This window comes from Pseudomonas sp. FP2335 (assembly GCF_030687535.1).
In the GTDB taxonomy this organism is placed as follows: domain Bacteria; phylum Pseudomonadota; class Gammaproteobacteria; order Pseudomonadales; family Pseudomonadaceae; genus Aquipseudomonas.
Genome location: NZ_CP117437.1, coordinates 3,551,847 through 3,567,841, shown reverse-complemented (window position 1 = coordinate 3,567,841; position 15,995 = coordinate 3,551,847). Strand labels below are relative to the sequence as shown.

Below are 15,995 nucleotides of genomic sequence, written 5' to 3'. Positions count from 1 at the left end.
CGACCCGAGACAGGCGGGGCCATGTAGTGAGCGGGCTTGCCCGCGCTGGGTGGCGAAGCCGCCCCAAACCCAGGCACCTCGACCTCCCTGAAACACCGCGTCGGTCGTGTTGGGGCGGCTTCGCCACCCAGCGCGGGGCAAGCCCGCTCACTACAGGTCGTGTTTTGAGGGGGGCAAATATCCGGGTTTATTCGGGGCGAAAAAAAACCGGCTGATCAGGCCGGTTTGGAGTACCCCGCGAACAGTGCGGGTTATACGTGGTTGCCCAGCAGACGATCCGCACCGCCTTCAGCCAGACCACGTTCCTGCAGACGATCTGCACCACCTTCAGCCAGACCACGTTCCTGCAGACGATCCGCACCGCCTTCAGCCAGACCACGTTCCTGCAGACGATCCGCACCGCCTTCGGCCAGACCACGTTCCTGCAGACGATCTGCACCGCCTTCAGCCAGGCCACGTTCCTGCAGGCGATCCGCACCACCTTCGGCGACACGATTTCCTTGCAGGCGATCCGCACCACCTTCGGCAACGCGGCTTTCAATCAAGCGGTCTGCACCGCCTTCAGCGACAACAGGATGAGCAAAAGCGTTTGCAGCGAGTACCGAGAAAGCGAGGCTAAGCAGGATTTGGCGTTTCATGATGGTGTGCTCCAGATGTTTAAGGTTGGGTGTTGCCGGGTATGGGTTTGATGTTACGCGTTGCATTTTTTAAGAGAACTTCATTGCGCTGATGGTGACTATCGACGCCAGCGATGGCCCGTTTCGAGGGGCCATCGCCGTGCCGGTCACGGCATGCGTGGCAGTTCCTGAGGGCGCAGGTCGAACACCAGCACCTCGGCGTCGTCGCCGTGGCTGAGGTGGATCTGCTGCTCATTGCGCACTCGCGCACCGTCACCTTCGGCAAAGCGCTGGCCGTTGATTTCAACGCTGCCACGGGCCACGTGGATGTAGGCGTAGCGGTCCGCGGCGAGGTCGAGGGTCGCGCTTTCGTCGCCGTTGAACAGCCCGGCATACACCCGTGCATCCTGGCGCACGTTCAGCGAACCGTCAGCGCCGTCCGGCGAGATGATCAACTGCAAGCGTCCGCGTTTCTGCGCTTCGCTGAAGTGCTCCTGCTGATAGCGCGGCTCGGCACCGACCACGTTCGGCACAATCCAGATTTGCAGGAAGTGCACGCCACGGGTCTGGCTGTGGTTGAACTCGCTGTGGGCCACGCCGCTGCCGGCGCTCATCAGTTGTACGTCGCCAGGACGGATCACCGAGCCGGTGCCGAGGGTGTCCTTGTGTTCCAGGGCGCCTTCGAGCACGTAGGAGAAAATCTCCATGTCGCGGTGCGGGTGCTGGCCGAAGCCTTTGCCGGCGGCGACGCGGTCATCGTTGATCACTAGCAGGTCGGAGAAACCCTGCTCGTTGGGGTTCCAGTAGTTGGCGAACGAGAAGGTGTGGAACGACTTCAACCAACCGTGATTGGCGGCGCCGCGTTCGGAAGCTTTGCGAAGGGTCAGCATGGTCTTGTCCTCAAGTGAGCGTTGGCTGCGAGATGCAGTGCGCTGGCGTTGAGAAGAAGGTTAATGGTTATCCGTATATTCATTAAGAAGCTGAAATTTGAATAACTGTCCCCTTGAGATTGACAATATAAGACGTGCCATAATGCCCGGCCCGTACCTTATTCGATGGATTTGCCGCCCCTATGAAAACCGTGGCCATGGCGCTGTTCCCGGACTTCCTGTTGCTCGACATGGCCGGGCCGCTCGAAGTGTTTTCGATTGCCAACCGCTACCTGCCAGTGGCCGAGCATTACCGCATCCTCACCGTCGGCACCGAGCCCGGCGCGCTACGTGCGTCCAATGGCGTGCTGGTGCAGCCCGATCTGTTGCTGGAACACGCCCACGACGCCTATGACCTGCTGCTGGTGCCCGGCGGCCCTGGTGCCTATAACGAATGCCATCCCGCGTTGCTGCCGTGGCTCAAGGCTAGCGCCCCCAAGGCGCGCCGCTTTGGTTCGATCTGCACCGGCGCGTTTGTGCTGGGGCATGCCGGGTTGCTCGACGGCCACCGCGTGACCACCCATTGGCACTACACCGAGCGGCTGATCCAGGGCTTTCCCAAGGCCATCGTCGAGACCGACCGCATTTACTTGCAGGACGGTCGCTTGATCACCTCGGGCGGCGTCACCGCCGGTATCGACCTGGCGCTGTCGGTGGTCGCCCAGGACCACGGCAAGCAGGTCGCGGTGGATGTGGCCAAGGTGCTGCTGGTGGTGATGAAACGCCAGGGCGGCCAAGCCCAGTTCAGCCCGATGACTGCGGCGGTAGCGCCCCAGGAAACGCCGATCACGCGGGTACAGAACCACGTGTTGGCGCATCTGGATCAGCCGTTCACCATCGATTCGATGGCCGATCTGGCGGGGATGAGTGCGCGCCACTTTGCCCGGGTATTTGCCAAGGACGTGCAAATGACGCCGATGGCATTTTTGCAGGGCGCGCGCATCGACCGGGCCCGCCACTTGCTCGAAACCACTGACCTGCCGCTCAAGACCGTGGCCTTCCATGCCGGCTTCGGCAGTGTGCGCTACATGCGTTCTCTGTTCAGCGAGAAACTCGGCCTCAACCCGACTCAGTACCGCCAGCAATTCAGTTAAGGACGGTATGGCCGTCTCGCGCACTCCAATGTCCGTGTGGCTCCCCGTGCCAGCATTGTCCTGTCACGGCGAGCTGGCAAGATAGCTCCACGCCCATAAAAAAGGATGCGCAAACGCCCAAGGCCGGGTGTTTCAGCGCTTTATCGAGATGAACAACGCGCCCACGGTGAGCTTTGGCCGCTACACCTTTCACCCGCAGCAACGGCTGGTCAGCAAGGCTGGCTTTCCGGTGCCGCTGGGCGGGCGGGCGCTGGACATCCTCGCGGTGCTGCTGGAGGTGCCGGGGCAGTTTGTCAGCAAGGACACCCTGATCGCCCGCGTCTGGCCCAGCAGCGTAGTGGAGGAAAACAACCTGCGCGTGCACATTGCCGCGCTGCGCCGTGCGTTTGATGGCCAGCCGTGCATCATCAACGACCCCCAGCGCGGCTACAGCTTTGTCGCGCCGGTGCAGGGCGCTGCTCAAGTCAGCCAGTCCCGGCACAACCTGGCAGTGCGCCTCAGCCCGCTGATTGGCCGCGATGAGCTGCTGGGCGTGTTGGCGCGGCGCCTGTGCGGGCAACGCCTGATGACCCTGACCGGTTGCGCCGGCGTGGGCAAGAGCAGCCTGGCGCTGGCCCTGGCCGAACGGATGCTGCCGCGTTACCGCGATGGTGTGTGGTGGGTGGACCTGGCGACCGTGCAAGCGCCCACCCAGATGCTGCACCATCTGGCCCAGGCGCTTGGCCTGGAACCCTGTGCCAGCACCCAGGCACTGTGCAAACCCTTGGCAACGCGCCAATTGTTGCTGGTGCTCGATGGTGCCGATTTGCTGCTGAGTGCCTGTCGCCATCTGGTGCGCGCCCTGGCGCAGCACGCGCCCCGGGTCAGCGTCTTGCTCAGCAGCCGCGAAGCTCTGCAATTGCCCGGTGAGTGGGTGCAGCGCGTGCCCCGGCTACCTCTGCCGGCGCCATGTGCGTGGGGCAGTGTCGAACAGGCGATGACGGCGCCGGCGGTGCAGCTGTTTGTCGCGCGGGTGCGGGCCGGCCAGCAGGGTTTTGAGTTGCGGCCCCAGGACCTGGCGCCGCTGCGCGAGATCTGCCGGCGCCTCGATGGCCTGCCATTGGCCCTGGAGTTGGCGGCCGCCCAGGTCGAAGCCCTCGGCATACAGGGCGTGCAAAGCCAATTGCGCAGTGGCTTGCAGGTGTTGACGCGCGGGCGCCGCACGGCGGTGGAGCGCCACCAGTCCTTCACGGCGGCTTTGGATTGGAGTTACGCACGCCTGAGCCTGCCGGAGCGCTGGCTGTTCCTGCAAATGGGCCTGTTCAAGATGGCCGTGAGCTTGCCCGTGTTGATCGAGCTGGTCGCGGGCACCGAACTGGAACATGCCGACCTGGCCTATCTGCTGGCACGGCTGGTCGGCACTTCGTTGCTGGCGCAGGAACCGGGCCCTGGGCCTGCACGTTATCGCCTGCTCAACAGCCTGCGCAGCTACGCCCTGGCGCAACTGCGCGACCCGCAGCAGGTGGCGCGTTTGCAAGCGGGCTACGGGCATTACCTGGGGCCGTTTTCAGGCCGGTCGTTTGTCCTGCAACTCGTCGAGCAGGCAGCGTACTCGGACTAGATCCGCGGTTCCAAAGCCTTCGCTGAACCGCCCGTAAACCGATTCCAGCAGGTCACGCGCCGCCTGCACGCGCCCCTGGCTTTGCCACAACCGCGCCAACGCCGTGGCACTGCGCAGCTCCCAGGCCAGGGCGCCTTGCTGGTGCGCCAGGCCGAGGGCTTCGAGCAGCAGGCTTTCGGCGGCGCGCTTGTCGTCGAGGCTTTCGGCACGTACTCGCAGGATCTCCGCGGTGCACCAGCCGGCCATGCCGTTGCTGGCGCGTTCGAATACTGCATCGCTCACCGCGATGGCGTTGAAGGTCAGCAGGATGTCCTCCACCAGCCCCAGGCCCTGCACGTCTGCCATCGGTAGCGTCCCGGCGTAGCAGCGTGCCCAGGTGTGGAACAGCTGTGCCGAGTGTTTCTGCGCCTGTTGCAGCAGCAAGTCCATCTGCTCGCGGGTGGCGTCGGTGTCACCGTTGTAGCGGGCGATCACCACCCCGGCCAGGGCCAGCGTGTAGCAGATCGAGGTGCCATGGTTGATCTGCAACGCCAATGCCAGCGCCTGATCGGCGGTACGTGCCGCGCGCTCCGGGAAACCGCGCAGCCACTGGATGCGTGCAAGGATCGTCAACGACGCCACGCTCTGGTCGTACTGCACGCCAAAGCCATGGGTAAAACGGTTGAGATGGCCGCTCTGGGCCATACGCTGGATCACCTGCTCGGCGTTGTGCAAGGCCAGCGCCTGGTTGCCGGCGAAGTGTTGCGCCAGCACCCGCAGGCGTTGTGCGCTGAGGTCCAGCAAGGGGTCGGCCTGGGGCCCCAGTTGGTCGAAGTGCAGGCTCTGCACCAAGGCTTCGCGATAGTTGCCGCAGCACAGGCTGACCGCCATCTGGCCCGACACGGCGCGCAACTGGCCGGCCAGGTCCTTGCCAGCTTCAGCCAGGCGCCTGGCGCAGGCGAATGCCTCGATGGTTTGCGGCGTGCCGCCCTGGGTGTGATAGGAAAAACTGCCCAGCGCCAGTTGCAACGCCATGCGCAAACGCTGGCTCGGTGTGGTCGATTGGCCCAGGCGCGCCAGGGCCTTGCCCACGTACAGGCCGTGTTCGCGCAGCAGCGACAGCTCTTGCCACAACGGCATCGCGCTGACGGTGAGACGAATCCCCAGCAAATGGGCGCCCTGGTCGCCGAGGCCCCAGTCGAGGGCGGCGCGGATGTCTTCGCGCAAGGGGGCGTAGCGGTCGAGCCAGGCCTGGGTCGCGATCAGTTCCCAATCGTCCTGCGCCTGCTCCATCAGCGCCAGGCAGCGCTCGGCATGGCGCTCGCGGGTGGTGTCGAGCTCGTTGGCGCCGCTGAGTTTTTCCAGGGCATAGGTGCGGGTGATGTCGTGCAGGCGATAGACCACCTCGTCATCGCCAGCCTCCACATTCAACAGCGACTTGGCGACCAATTGGGTGATGGAACCCAGCACTTCGAGCGGTGCGATACGCTCCCCGGCGATCACTGCCGCCGCGCTGGCCAGGCTGAAGCTACCGCGGAATACCGCGAGGCGGCGCAGGCAAATCTGCTCGCAACCCGTGAGCAGGTCGAAGCTCCAATCCAGGGTGGCGCGCAGGGTTTGTTGACGGGGCAGGGCGTTGCGGCGGCCACGGGTCAGCAGGCGGAAGTTGTCTTCCATCTGTACCCGCAAGCCTTGCAGGCCGAAGCGTTCGATCTGCGCAGCGACCAACTCGATGGCCAAGGGAATGCCATCCAGGCGCTGGCAAATATCAATCGCCAGCGGCAGTTCGGCTTCGCTCAATGCAAAGCTGTCCTGGTGGGACATGGCCCGCTCGATCAGCAGCTGCAAGGCCGGGTAGCCCAGGGCCTGGGCGCGGTTGCCGGTGGCGGGCGGGCAGGCCAGCGGTTCCAGGCGCTGCACCGATTCACCCTCGGCGCGCAACGCTTCACGGCTGGTGGCGATGATGTGCAGCTCGGGCGCGTGGCGCAGCAGGGTTTCGCTGATCAGCGCGATGTCGTCCAGCAGGTGTTCGCAGTTGTCGATCACCAGCAACAGTTGGCGCGATTGCAGGTTTCGAGCGAGGGACAGCAGCGGTTGCGCCTCGGTGAGCGTGAGGTCGAGCAGGGCGGCGAGGTTGGGCAGAATCATCGACGGCGTGCTCAGCGGCGCCAGGTCGAGCAGGCAAATGCCGTCGCGGTAATGCCCGATCAGCAACTCCGCAACCCGCAGCGCCACGGTGGTCTTGCCCATGCCGCCGGCGCCGGTCAGGGTGATGAAGCGTAGCACGGGCATCTGCTGCACCAGTGCGTCGATCAGGGCCTGGCGGCCGATCATCCGCGTGCGCCGCAGTGGCAGGTTATGGCACGGGCGCGGTGATGCACCCTCGGTGGGCAGGCTCATCGGTTCGATGCTCAGTGGTGCGACAAAACTGTAGCCGCGTTGGGCCACCGTCACGATATAGCGCTGCCCGGCCTGGCCATCGCCCAAGGCCTTACGCAGCGCCGCCATATGCACCCGCAGGTTGCCGTCCTCCACCACGCTTTTGGGCCACACGCGGGCCATCAATTCCTGCTTGCTCACCACATTGCCGGCCTGTTCCAGCAGGACCAGCAGGATATCCACCGCGCGCCGCCCCAGGCGCAACGGCCGGCCGCCTTCCAGCACCAGGCGCTGGCGCGGGTGGATGCGGTAAGGGCCGAACTGCACGGCCTGGTCGCTGAGGTCACTCATGGGCGGCCACGTTCCTGGAAAAGGGTCTGGCCAGCATATTCCAGGCGTGTGCAGACCACTAGGCCGCAATCACCTGTGGTTTGTGACGCGATTGGTGGTTTCGCCAGGTCATCGGGTTGACACCGACGCTGCGGGTAAACATATGGCAGAAATGCGCCTGGTCGCAGAACCCGCACTCCAGGCTAATCTGCGTCAGGCTCAAGTCGGAACCGGTGATCAGCTCCTTGGCCCGCTGGATGCGCTGCTGGCGGATCCATTCCTGGGGTGACAACCCGGTGCTGCACTTGAAGGCACGGGAGAAGTGGCTGCGCGACAGGGCGCAGGCCTGGGCCAGTTCGGCAATGGTCAGGCTTTCCCCAAGGTTGGCGAGGATCAGTTGCTTGGCAATCCGTTCGCGGCGCGAGCACAGGCCGCCGGTTGCAGATAAACGGGGAGCAAGTTGCTCGAGTCGGGCCATGACGAATATCCGTAGTCGATGGGAGCGTTCCCGGTGGATGGATGCAGTGTAGACCGACACATTCTTGGCGCCTGACCGCCCGGCTGACGAGTTAATCGTTGTTAATTTCGCCAGGTCCGGGCGTTGAAAAGACAGCACAGGCGTGCAATCCAGGCGGCGTTCTGCGTGCTTATCTGGCGGTTCGCCAATCGTGTGGATACCGCTATGAATCGCAACGACCTGCGTCGCGTCGACATGAACCTGCTGGTGATTTTCGAGGCGCTGATGTTCGAGAAGAACCTGACCCGGGTCGCCGAAAAACTGTTCATGGGCCAACCGGCGGTGAGTGCCGCCCTGGGCCGCCTGCGCGACCTGTTCGACGATCCGTTGCTGCTGCGCAACGGGCGGGGCATGGAGCCCACGCCACGTGCCGTGGCGATACTCAAGGAGTTGCAACCGGCCATGGACATCATCTCGGGCGCCGTCAGTCGCGCCAAGGACTTCGACCCTTCAACCAGCTGTGCGGTGTTTCGTATCGGCCTGTCCGACGACGCCGAGTTTGGCCTGTTCCCACCGTTGCTCAGCCAACTGCGTGAAGAGGCGCCCGGGATTGTCGTGGTGGTGCGCCGCGCGAACTACCTGCTGATGTCGGCGTTGCTGGCCAGTGGCGAGATTTCCGTGGGGGTCAGCTACACCACGGAATTACCGGCGAATGCCAAGCGCAAGAAACTGCGGGATATTCCGTGCAAGGTGCTGCGCGGGGACGACGGTGTCGAGCCGCTGACCCTGGATGAGTACTGTGCGCGGCCCCATGCAATGGTGTCGTTCTCCGGAGACCTGAGCGGCAACATTGATCTGGATTTGGCCCGGATCGGCCGGGCCCGCCGGGTGGTGCTGGCGGTGCCGCAGTTCAGTGGGCTGCGGGCGTTGTTGGCGGGTACGCAGATTATTGCGACAGTGCCGGATTATGCGGCGTGTGCGTTGACCGAAGGCACCCCCTTACGGGCGGAAGATCCGCCGTTTGCGATTGATGCCGCGGAGCTGTCGATGGTGTGGAGTGGGGTGCATGACAATGATCCGGCGGAGCGCTGGTTGCGTGGGCGGATTGCTGAGCATATGGCGCGGGCGCTTCAGGTTTGATCGCCGACCAACCCGCGCCAGAATTAAGCAAAATCCAGGACGTCCGAGTCGTTTTACTGACAGCCTCTTTGAGTAAAGGCTTTCTACTATGGAGGGACTTTTCCAGCGAAGGCAGTTAATCCTATGCGCATTGGCAACTTACCACTGTTTCCACAGATAGCACCTGAAACGTCTGTTCTCACACCAGGTTTATCATCGGCGAGTGTGCTGCATGAGCAGCGCAGTAGTCACAGTGAAGGACACCGCAAAAGCCCGCAGCTGGCAGCACATGCCGGCGCTGCGGAAACTACCGTGACGTCAAAGCTTGACAGGGTCAGTGAGCCAAAACTTCAAATAAAAAAACAGGCGACCGCGCCGAATGGACTATTCGGTGTGAGTTACAGTATTTATGCGCCTAGCCCTGGACTGAGCAATATCACGTTTCCAATAACTATCGATAAAGGCGCTCAACGCAAGAGCAGCAAGGATGGCGGGATCTATTACGCGATGCAGTTCGGCGTCAATAATGAAAAAGGTAATAAGCTGGGGACTGGCTACATTGGGATGCAGCCACGCGGTGACGGTAAGGCACTGGTGGTGTTTTCCGGATTTGGTCCGCATTTCAGCGCTCCCAAAGGTCGTTCCGAGGCGGATGGAGGACCAGGGGGCAGTAATAGCACATTGGTAGATTTCAAGTTTGGTCATAAATATAACCTGACAGTAGAGCGAGATCCCGATAACGCCAAGCGGCTAAAGGCCTATGTTCAGGATGTTACGGACCCCGATAAGCCTGGGCCCAGACAGCATGTGAAAGATATTGATGTCGATCAGAAAGTTGCATTGGCCGGCTCCAATGTTGGATTTGTTGAACACTATGGCGCGGGGATCGACCGAAGTTCACAGATTGCGCCGACAAGTGGCAGTTTTTTTGCTCCCTTTAGTACAGACGACAGAGGCCGTGTTAGAAACGGTTCAGTCAATAGCAGAGGCTTGTATGGCCGATTCTCGAATTCAATAACCGGCACCCAGGAGATTACAAAAAAGTTTGATAGGCGTACCCAAGTGAAATTTTCTCTTCAGGGGGTTGGCTATGAAAAGAAGGCCTGAAGTCTAGAACCTGAGGTGTTGTTATTGAGCCCCGCGAACAATCAAACGCGTGGGCGGATGGGCGAACACATGGCGCCGGTGCTTTAAGGTTTGGCGTGCATATCCGTTTGTTCGGTAACGGGTGTGTACCCAACCCACCCACCCCAAACAGCACATACATCCAATTCCCCATCCCCAATCCCCACCAAACTCCCCCCATCGCTCAACTCTCCAGGGGGGAATCAAACGTCATGGACCCTACACCCAAAACCAGCCCCGACGAAGTCGTCACACTGGTCGTCAAACACCTGGTCAAGCCAGGCCGCGAAACCGACTACGAAGCCTGGCTACGCCGCATCGTGCGCATTGCCGGCGAGCGCCCCGGCCACCTCGGTGTGGACGTCGTACGCAGCAAACAAAACAAGCTCGCGCTGTTCACCTGCGTCCTGCGCTACCGCTCCACCGATGCTCTGGAACAGTGGCTCGATTCCCCCGAACGCAAGACCCTGATCGCCGAAGCCGCCCCCATGCTGGCCGACGGCGACAACACCGAAATCGGTGCCGTCAACGAGTTCTGGTTCAACCCCGAAACCGAAAACGCCGCCAAGCCGCCGCGCTGGAAGCAAGCCGTGGTCACGCTGTGCGTGATCCTGCCGCTGACCCTGCTGGTACCGATCATCTGGGGCCCGGTGCTGCGCCTGCACCCGTTGCTCTCCAACTATGTGGTCGCCACGTTCCTGATCACCCTGACCATCGTGCTGCTGGTGGTCTACCTGCTGATGCCGGCGGCCACCCGCCTGTTCGCTCCCTGGCTTGAAGCCTCTGTAAAGGAAACCCTATGAACGCCGATCTGATTCTGTTCAATGGCCAGTTCCACACGGTGGACCGGGAAAACCCGCGCGCCACCGCCGTCGCCATCCACCAAGGGCGCTTTGTCGCCGTCGGTACCGATGCTCAAGCCATGGCGCTGCGCGGCAGCGGCACCCAGGTCATCGACCTCAAGGGCCGCACCGTGATCCCGGGCCTCAACGACTCGCACCTGCACCTGATCCGTGGTGGCTTGAACTACAACCTGGAGTTGCGTTGGGAAGGCGTGCCATCCCTGGCCGATGCATTGCGCATGCTCAAGGACCAGGCCGACCGCACCCCGACGCCACAGTGGGTGCGCGTGGTCGGTGGCTGGAACGAATTCCAGTTCGCCGAAAAACGCATGCCGACCCTGGACGAACTCAACCAGGCCGCGCCGGACACCCCGGTGTTTGTACTGCACCTCTACGACCGCGCCTTGCTCAACCGCGCCGCCCTGCGCGTGGCCGGCTACACCAAGGACACGCCGAACCCGCCGGGCGGCGAGATCGTGCGTGACAGCAACGGCAACCACACCGGCATGCTGGTGGCGCGCCCCAACGCGATGATCCTGTATTCGACTCTGGCCAAGGGCCCGAAACTGCCGCTGGAGTACCAGGTCAACTCGACCCGCCAGTTCATGCGTGAACTCAATCGCCTGGGCCTGACCAGCGCAATCGACGCCGGCGGTGGTTTCCAGAACTACCCGGACGACTACGCGGTAATCGAGCAGTTGGCCAAGGACGAACAGTTGACGGTGCGCATCGCCTACAACCTGTTCACCCAGAAGCCCAAGGAAGAGCTCGCCGACTTCAAGAACTGGACCGGCAGCGTGACCCTGCACCAGGGCGACGACTACCTGCGCCACAACGGCGCCGGCGAGATGCTGGTGTTCTCCGCCGCCGACTTCGAGGACTTCCTCGAACCACGCCCGGACCTGCCGTTGACCATGGAGCAGGAGCTGGAGCCGGTGGTCCGCCACCTGGTGGAGCAGCGCTGGCCGTTCCGCCTGCACGCTACCTATGACGAATCCATCTCGCGCATGCTCGACGTGTTCGAGAAGGTCAACCGCGACATCCCGTTCAACGGCTTGCCGTGGTTCTTCGACCACGCCGAAACCATCACGCCGAAAAACATCGAGCGCGTGCGCGCCCTTGGCGGTGGTATTGCGATCCAGGACCGCATGGCGTTCCAGGGCGAGTACTTCGTCGAGCGCTACGGCGCCAAGGCCGCCGAAGCCACGCCGCCGATCAAGCGCATGCTCGCCGAAGGCGTGCCGGTCGGCGCGGGCACCGATGCCACGCGCGTGTCGAGCTACAACCCGTGGACCTCGCTGTACTGGATGGTCAGCGGCCGCACCGTGGGCGGCCTGGAGCTGCACGCCGAAGGCCTGCCGCGCCTGACCGCGCTGGAGCTGTTCACCCATGGCAGCGCCTGGTTCTCGTCCGAGCAGGGCAAGAAGGGCCAGATCAAGGTCGGCCAGTTGGCGGACGTCGCCGCACTGTCGGCGGACTTTTTCAGCGTCGATGAAGAAGCCATCAAGTGGATCGAGTCGGTCCTCACCGTGGTCGGCGGCAAAGTGGTCTACGGCGCCGGCGACTTTGAAGATGTCGCACCGCCACGCGTGCCGGTGCTGCCGGACTGGTCGCCGGTGGTCAAGGTGCCGGGGCACTGGCGTCCGAGTTCGCCGTTGCAGGCCCAGGTTCACCAGTGCAGCGGCCCGTGCGGCGTGCATTCCCACAGCCATGAAAAGGCCCGGCTTTCCAGCGTGCCGGTCAGCGACTTCCAGGGTTTCTGGGGCGCGTTTGGCTGTTCCTGCTTTGCTTTCTGATTTCCCATCCCCCGTAAGGAGTTGAACCATGGCTAGCCCTCGTTTGAACAAAGATGACGCCGTTGTACTGTTGGTTGACCACCAGACTGGCCTGATCTCGCTGGTGCAGGATTTCTCGCCGAACGAATTCAAGAACAACGTCCTGGCCCTGGCCGATGTGGCGAAGTTCTTCAACCTGCCGACCATCCTCACCACCAGCTTTGAAAGCGGCCCCAACGGTCCGCTGGTGCCTGAGCTGAAAGAACTGTTCCCGGACGCGCCGTACATCGCCCGCCCTGGCCAGATCAACGCCTGGGACAACGAAGATTTCGTCAAGGCCGTGAAGGCGACCGGTCGCAAGCAGATCATCATTGCCGGTGTGGTGACCGATGTGTGCGTGGCGTTCCCGACCTTGTGCGCGCTGGAGGAAGGCTTTGAAGTGTTCGTGGTCACCGATGCATCGGGGACCTTCAACGAAACCGTGCAGCAGGCTGCCTGGGCACGCATGACCGCCGCCGGTGCACAACTGGTGAACTGGTTTGCGGTGGCGTGCGAGCTGCAACGTGACTGGCGCAACGACATGGAAGGCCTGGCCAACCTGCTGTCGCCGCGCATCCCCAACTACCGCAACCTGATGAACAGCTACTCGGCGTTTACTGCCAAGTAAGCGGTTCTGCATCACACCGTTGAACCCTGTGGGAGCCGGTTTTTTGTGGGAGCGGGCTTGCTCGCGAATGCGGCGTGTCAGTCAAAGATGTTCCAACTGACCCAGCGCTTTCGCGAGCAAGCCCGCTCCCACAGAAGCCAGCTCCCACATTTTGTTTTGTGGTATTGCGACTAACCGGTTATACAACCGCTTAAATGTCCACCGAGAAGCGACAATGAACCCCTTTGAAGACATGCGCCTGTTTTGCCAGGTCATGGAATCCGGCAGCTTCACCGCCGCCGCCGAACAGTTGGGCCTGTCCAAGCAGTTTGTCAGCCGCCGCCTGATCCAGCTCGAAGACCGCCTCGGCGTGCGTCTGCTCAACCGCTCCACCCGCCGCCTGGACGTTACGCCACTCGGCCAGAGTTACTACGAATCCGCCTTGCGCCTGCTCAGTGAAGTCGAGCAAGTGGAGCAGGGCATCGCCGGCCAGAACAGCGAGCCGCGCGGCACCATTCGCCTGAGCGCGCCGTTGTCGTTTGCCATGGCCCATCTGGGTTGCCTGTTGCCGTTGTTCTTGCAGCGCTATCCCGAGGTCGCGGTCGAGGTCGACCTCAGTGACCGTCCCGTGGACCTGATCGGCGAAGGCTACGATCTGGTGCTGCGCATCGGCACCCTGGAAGACTCAACCCTGATTGCCCGCCGCATCGCCGGCATCCCCCGGGTGTACTGCGCCAGCCCCGACTACCTGGCCCGGCGCGGCACCCCGCAAAAACCCGATGACCTCGCCGCGCATGACTGCCTGCCCTACGGCCATGGTCGCCAGGTGCAGTGGCGCTTCAAGGGCAAGCTGCAAGCGGTGAACGTGTGCGGGCGCATGCGCGTGAACAACGGCGACCTGTTGCGCGACACCGCGATTGCCGGGCTGGGCGTCACCTACCTGCCGACTTTTATCGTCGGCGAGGCGTTGAAGGACGGCCGCCTGGTGACGGTCCTCGACGAATTCGCCCCCGAAGACCTGACCCTGTCGGCGGTGTACCCGCAGCACCGGCAAAGTTCGCGCCCGGTGCAGGCGCTGGTGGAATTCCTGCGCGAGCGCCTGGCTAGCGGCTGTTGAACAGCTGGCGGATCAGGCTCGGTGTGCTGCCGGTCCAGCGCTTGAACGCGCGGCGAAAGTTCGCCGCGTCGTTGAAGTTCAAATACGCCGCCACTTCCTCATTGCTGTAGCCCTTGACCTGATACAGGTGCAACGCCACCTGCTTGCGCACGCGGTCGACCTGCTGCTGAAACCCGGTGTCGTGCTTGTGCAACTTGCGCTTGAGGGTCGCCGGGCTCATGGCGAAGGCCTGGGCCGCCTGCTCCAGGCTCGGCGCCTGGCGCACCTGGTCGCGCAGGTAATCGTGGAGGCAATCGAGAAAACTGCCGGCAAAACCCAACTGCTCGATCTGCTCGCGGGCTTGCTGGCGTGCCACTTGCCCAGCCGTGGCCGAGGCGCCCGGCCAGGCACGGGTCAGGTATTCACGGGGGATGCTCAGCATGTCCAGCGGGCGTTCGAAGCGGGTTTCTTCGCCCAGGTGCACCCAATACTGCTCGACGTAACGCGGCTCGGCATGGCTGACACTGCACGCCCACGGCAGGCGTTCGCCGCTGAGCCACTGACTCATGGCAACCAGCGAGGTCATGCTCGCTTCCAGCAGGAAACGCCAGTGTTCGCCGGCGCCGCAGCTGTCCAGCCAGTACAGGTAGGCGTGGTGCTCATCCAGTTCCAGTTGCAGGCTCACCAATGGGCTGAGCAGCACTTGCTGCTGGATCAGGATCTCGAGGGCCTGATGCAGGTTCTGCGCATGCCCCAAGGCGTGGCTGGCCGCGCCGTAATAGCCTGGCAGCAGGCGCTGGCCAAACAGGAAGCTGCTGTCGTCGGCGTCCAATAATTTGCGGCTGTTGCCGATCAGCGCAAAAAACTGCTGCGGACTCAGGCGCGCCGTACCGGCCAGGATGTCGTCGTGAAACAGCCCGGTGCCGCGTAGCAGGCGATGGCTGTCGATGTCCCGCGACAAAGCCAGGTCGATCAGTGTGGCGGGTTGGTAGTGCCCAGGGATGAAGCGGCTGTCGGCTTCATACCAGTCGGTTTTCACGACCATCTCAGGCGCTTTTCGCGAGGGGGTGTTTGGCGCGGGCGAGGGCCAGGTTCAGGCGCTTGAGCAAGTCCTGGGGCGCTTCGTCGAGGGCCATCACCACGGCCGTGGTCGCCGCCAGTTGCAGGCGTTCGCCTTGCTGGCGGGTCTTGTGGGCGAGGGCGCGTACGCTCTGTTGCAGTTCCAGTGCGAGCACCTGGGCCTGGCGTTCGCCGGTGTTTGGCAGCAGCACCACAAAACGATCACCGGCCAGGCGGCACAGCAAATCCTGGCGGCGCAGGTTCAGCAACAGTGCATGGCTGAGGGCCTGCAATACCGCGTCGCCTTCGGCATGGCCGTAGGCCTGGTTGATTGCGGCGAAGTTGTCCAGGTCCAGGGCCAGCAACGACAGCGGCTGTTGTTGCTCGCGGCTGTCTTGCAGGCTCTCGGCCAACTGGCGCTTGAGGTAGTCGGCACCGGCCAGTGGCGTGAGTTTGTCGAACAGCCGGTGCTCGCGGAACAGCCGCTCGCGCTTCTCCATCTGCGCGCTGATCGCCAGTTGCTCGCGGTGCCAGTGGTAGATGCCGATGGTCAGCAGGATCATGCCCACCGGCATCGGCCCGGATTCGAGCCAGTGGTCCCAGGTGATGCTGTCGGGCAGGCGGATGAACTCGTCGAGGCTGTCGATCCACCATGAGAAAAAGATGCACGACAGGCCCAGCGCCAGGTAGTTGGTCACGCGCCCGGCGGGGCGGCTTTTCAGCACCAGGCCAAGCCAGACCAGGGCGAGCAGGGCCGAGCCGCCCTCGCCGAAGATGTCCAGCCAGACCCATTCGCTGACGCTTTTCAACTCGCCGCAGGCCAGGTGCAGGAGCAGGCCGAGGTTGGCGGCGATCAGCAGCAGGGCGAGTTTCCAGCGGTGGGGTTTGAGTACGCAGAACATGGCCGCGAGTCCTTGGGCAACGAAGCGATGGGCGCCAGCACAGCAG

Annotated in this window: 14 protein-coding genes; 9 read left to right on the top strand and 5 right to left on the bottom strand. The window is 63.1% G+C overall.

Annotation, left to right across the window (positions count from 1 at the left end):
* Positions 1–257 precede the first annotated feature (257 nt).
* Positions 258–689, top strand: a complete 432-nt coding sequence (locus PSH81_RS15870; RefSeq protein WP_305391047.1) for a hypothetical protein — start codon at positions 258–260, stop codon at positions 687–689.
* Positions 690–784: 95 nt separating this feature from the next.
* Here PSH81_RS15870 and PSH81_RS15865 read toward each other — a convergent pair whose 3' ends face one another.
* Complete coding sequence (locus tag PSH81_RS15865; RefSeq protein ID WP_305391046.1) at positions 785–1,507, bottom strand: pirin family protein; 723 nt, start codon at positions 1,505–1,507, stop codon at positions 785–787.
* 182 nt (positions 1,508–1,689) lie between these two features.
* Here PSH81_RS15865 and PSH81_RS15860 point away from each other — a divergent pair, with 182 nt between their 5' ends.
* Complete coding sequence (locus tag PSH81_RS15860) at positions 1,690–2,640, top strand: GlxA family transcriptional regulator (RefSeq protein WP_192296421.1); 951 nt, start codon at positions 1,690–1,692, stop codon at positions 2,638–2,640.
* A gap of 148 nt (positions 2,641–2,788) precedes the next feature.
* Positions 2,789–4,240 carry a winged helix-turn-helix domain-containing protein gene (locus PSH81_RS15855; protein ID WP_305391045.1) on the top strand — a complete coding sequence of 484 codons (1,452 nt, stop codon included), beginning with the start codon at positions 2,789–2,791 and terminating at the stop codon, positions 4,238–4,240.
* Here the strand turns inward: PSH81_RS15855 and PSH81_RS15850 are convergent.
* Together PSH81_RS15850 and PSH81_RS15845 are read right to left on the bottom strand one after the other, a co-directional pair.
* Complete coding sequence (locus PSH81_RS15850) at positions 4,187–6,949, bottom strand: winged helix-turn-helix domain-containing protein (RefSeq protein WP_226457471.1); 2,763 nt, start codon at positions 6,947–6,949, stop codon at positions 4,187–4,189. The genes PSH81_RS15855 and PSH81_RS15850 overlap by 54 nt on opposite strands.
* Positions 6,950–7,007: 58 nt before the next feature.
* Positions 7,008–7,406: a helix-turn-helix domain-containing protein gene (locus PSH81_RS15845; RefSeq protein ID WP_192296418.1), complete on the bottom strand. Its 399-nt coding sequence runs from the start codon at positions 7,404–7,406 to the stop codon at positions 7,008–7,010.
* Positions 7,407–7,610: 204 nt separating this feature from the next.
* Between PSH81_RS15845 and PSH81_RS15840 the strand changes: the two genes are divergently transcribed.
* The 6 genes from PSH81_RS15840 to PSH81_RS15815 all read left to right on the top strand — a co-directional run bounded on the left by PSH81_RS15840 (position 7,611) and on the right by PSH81_RS15815 (position 14,009).
* Complete coding sequence (locus PSH81_RS15840; protein ID WP_305391044.1) at positions 7,611–8,525, top strand: LysR family transcriptional regulator; 915 nt, start codon at positions 7,611–7,613, stop codon at positions 8,523–8,525.
* A 123-nt stretch (positions 8,526–8,648) separates the two neighbouring features.
* Positions 8,649–9,611, top strand: coding sequence for a hypothetical protein (locus PSH81_RS15835; RefSeq protein WP_305391043.1), 963 nt, complete (start codon positions 8,649–8,651; stop codon positions 9,609–9,611).
* Between the two features lie 230 nt (positions 9,612–9,841).
* Complete coding sequence (locus tag PSH81_RS15830) at positions 9,842–10,432, top strand: antibiotic biosynthesis monooxygenase (protein ID WP_305391042.1); 591 nt, start codon at positions 9,842–9,844, stop codon at positions 10,430–10,432.
* Positions 10,429–12,267 (top strand): amidohydrolase, encoded by a 1,839-nt coding sequence (locus PSH81_RS15825; protein ID WP_305391041.1) that lies wholly within the window; start codon positions 10,429–10,431, stop codon positions 12,265–12,267. Before PSH81_RS15830 ends, PSH81_RS15825 begins: the two co-directional genes overlap by 4 nt.
* A 28-nt stretch (positions 12,268–12,295) precedes the next feature.
* Positions 12,296–12,913, top strand: coding sequence for an isochorismate family cysteine hydrolase YcaC (ycaC, locus tag PSH81_RS15820; protein ID WP_192296414.1), 618 nt, complete (start codon positions 12,296–12,298; stop codon positions 12,911–12,913).
* Positions 12,914–13,127: 214 nt separating this feature from the next.
* Positions 13,128–14,009: a LysR family transcriptional regulator gene (locus PSH81_RS15815; RefSeq protein ID WP_226457477.1), complete on the top strand. Its 882-nt coding sequence runs from the start codon at positions 13,128–13,130 to the stop codon at positions 14,007–14,009.
* Here PSH81_RS15815 and PSH81_RS15810 read toward each other — a convergent pair.
* Complete coding sequence (locus PSH81_RS15810) at positions 13,996–15,033, bottom strand: AraC family transcriptional regulator (RefSeq protein ID WP_305391040.1); 1,038 nt, start codon at positions 15,031–15,033, stop codon at positions 13,996–13,998. The genes PSH81_RS15815 and PSH81_RS15810 overlap by 14 nt on opposite strands.
* Position 15,034: 1 nt before the next feature.
* Positions 15,035–15,949, bottom strand: coding sequence for a GGDEF domain-containing protein (locus PSH81_RS15805; protein WP_226457479.1), 915 nt, complete (start codon positions 15,947–15,949; stop codon positions 15,035–15,037).
* Between the last annotated feature and the right edge of the window lie 46 nt (positions 15,950–15,995).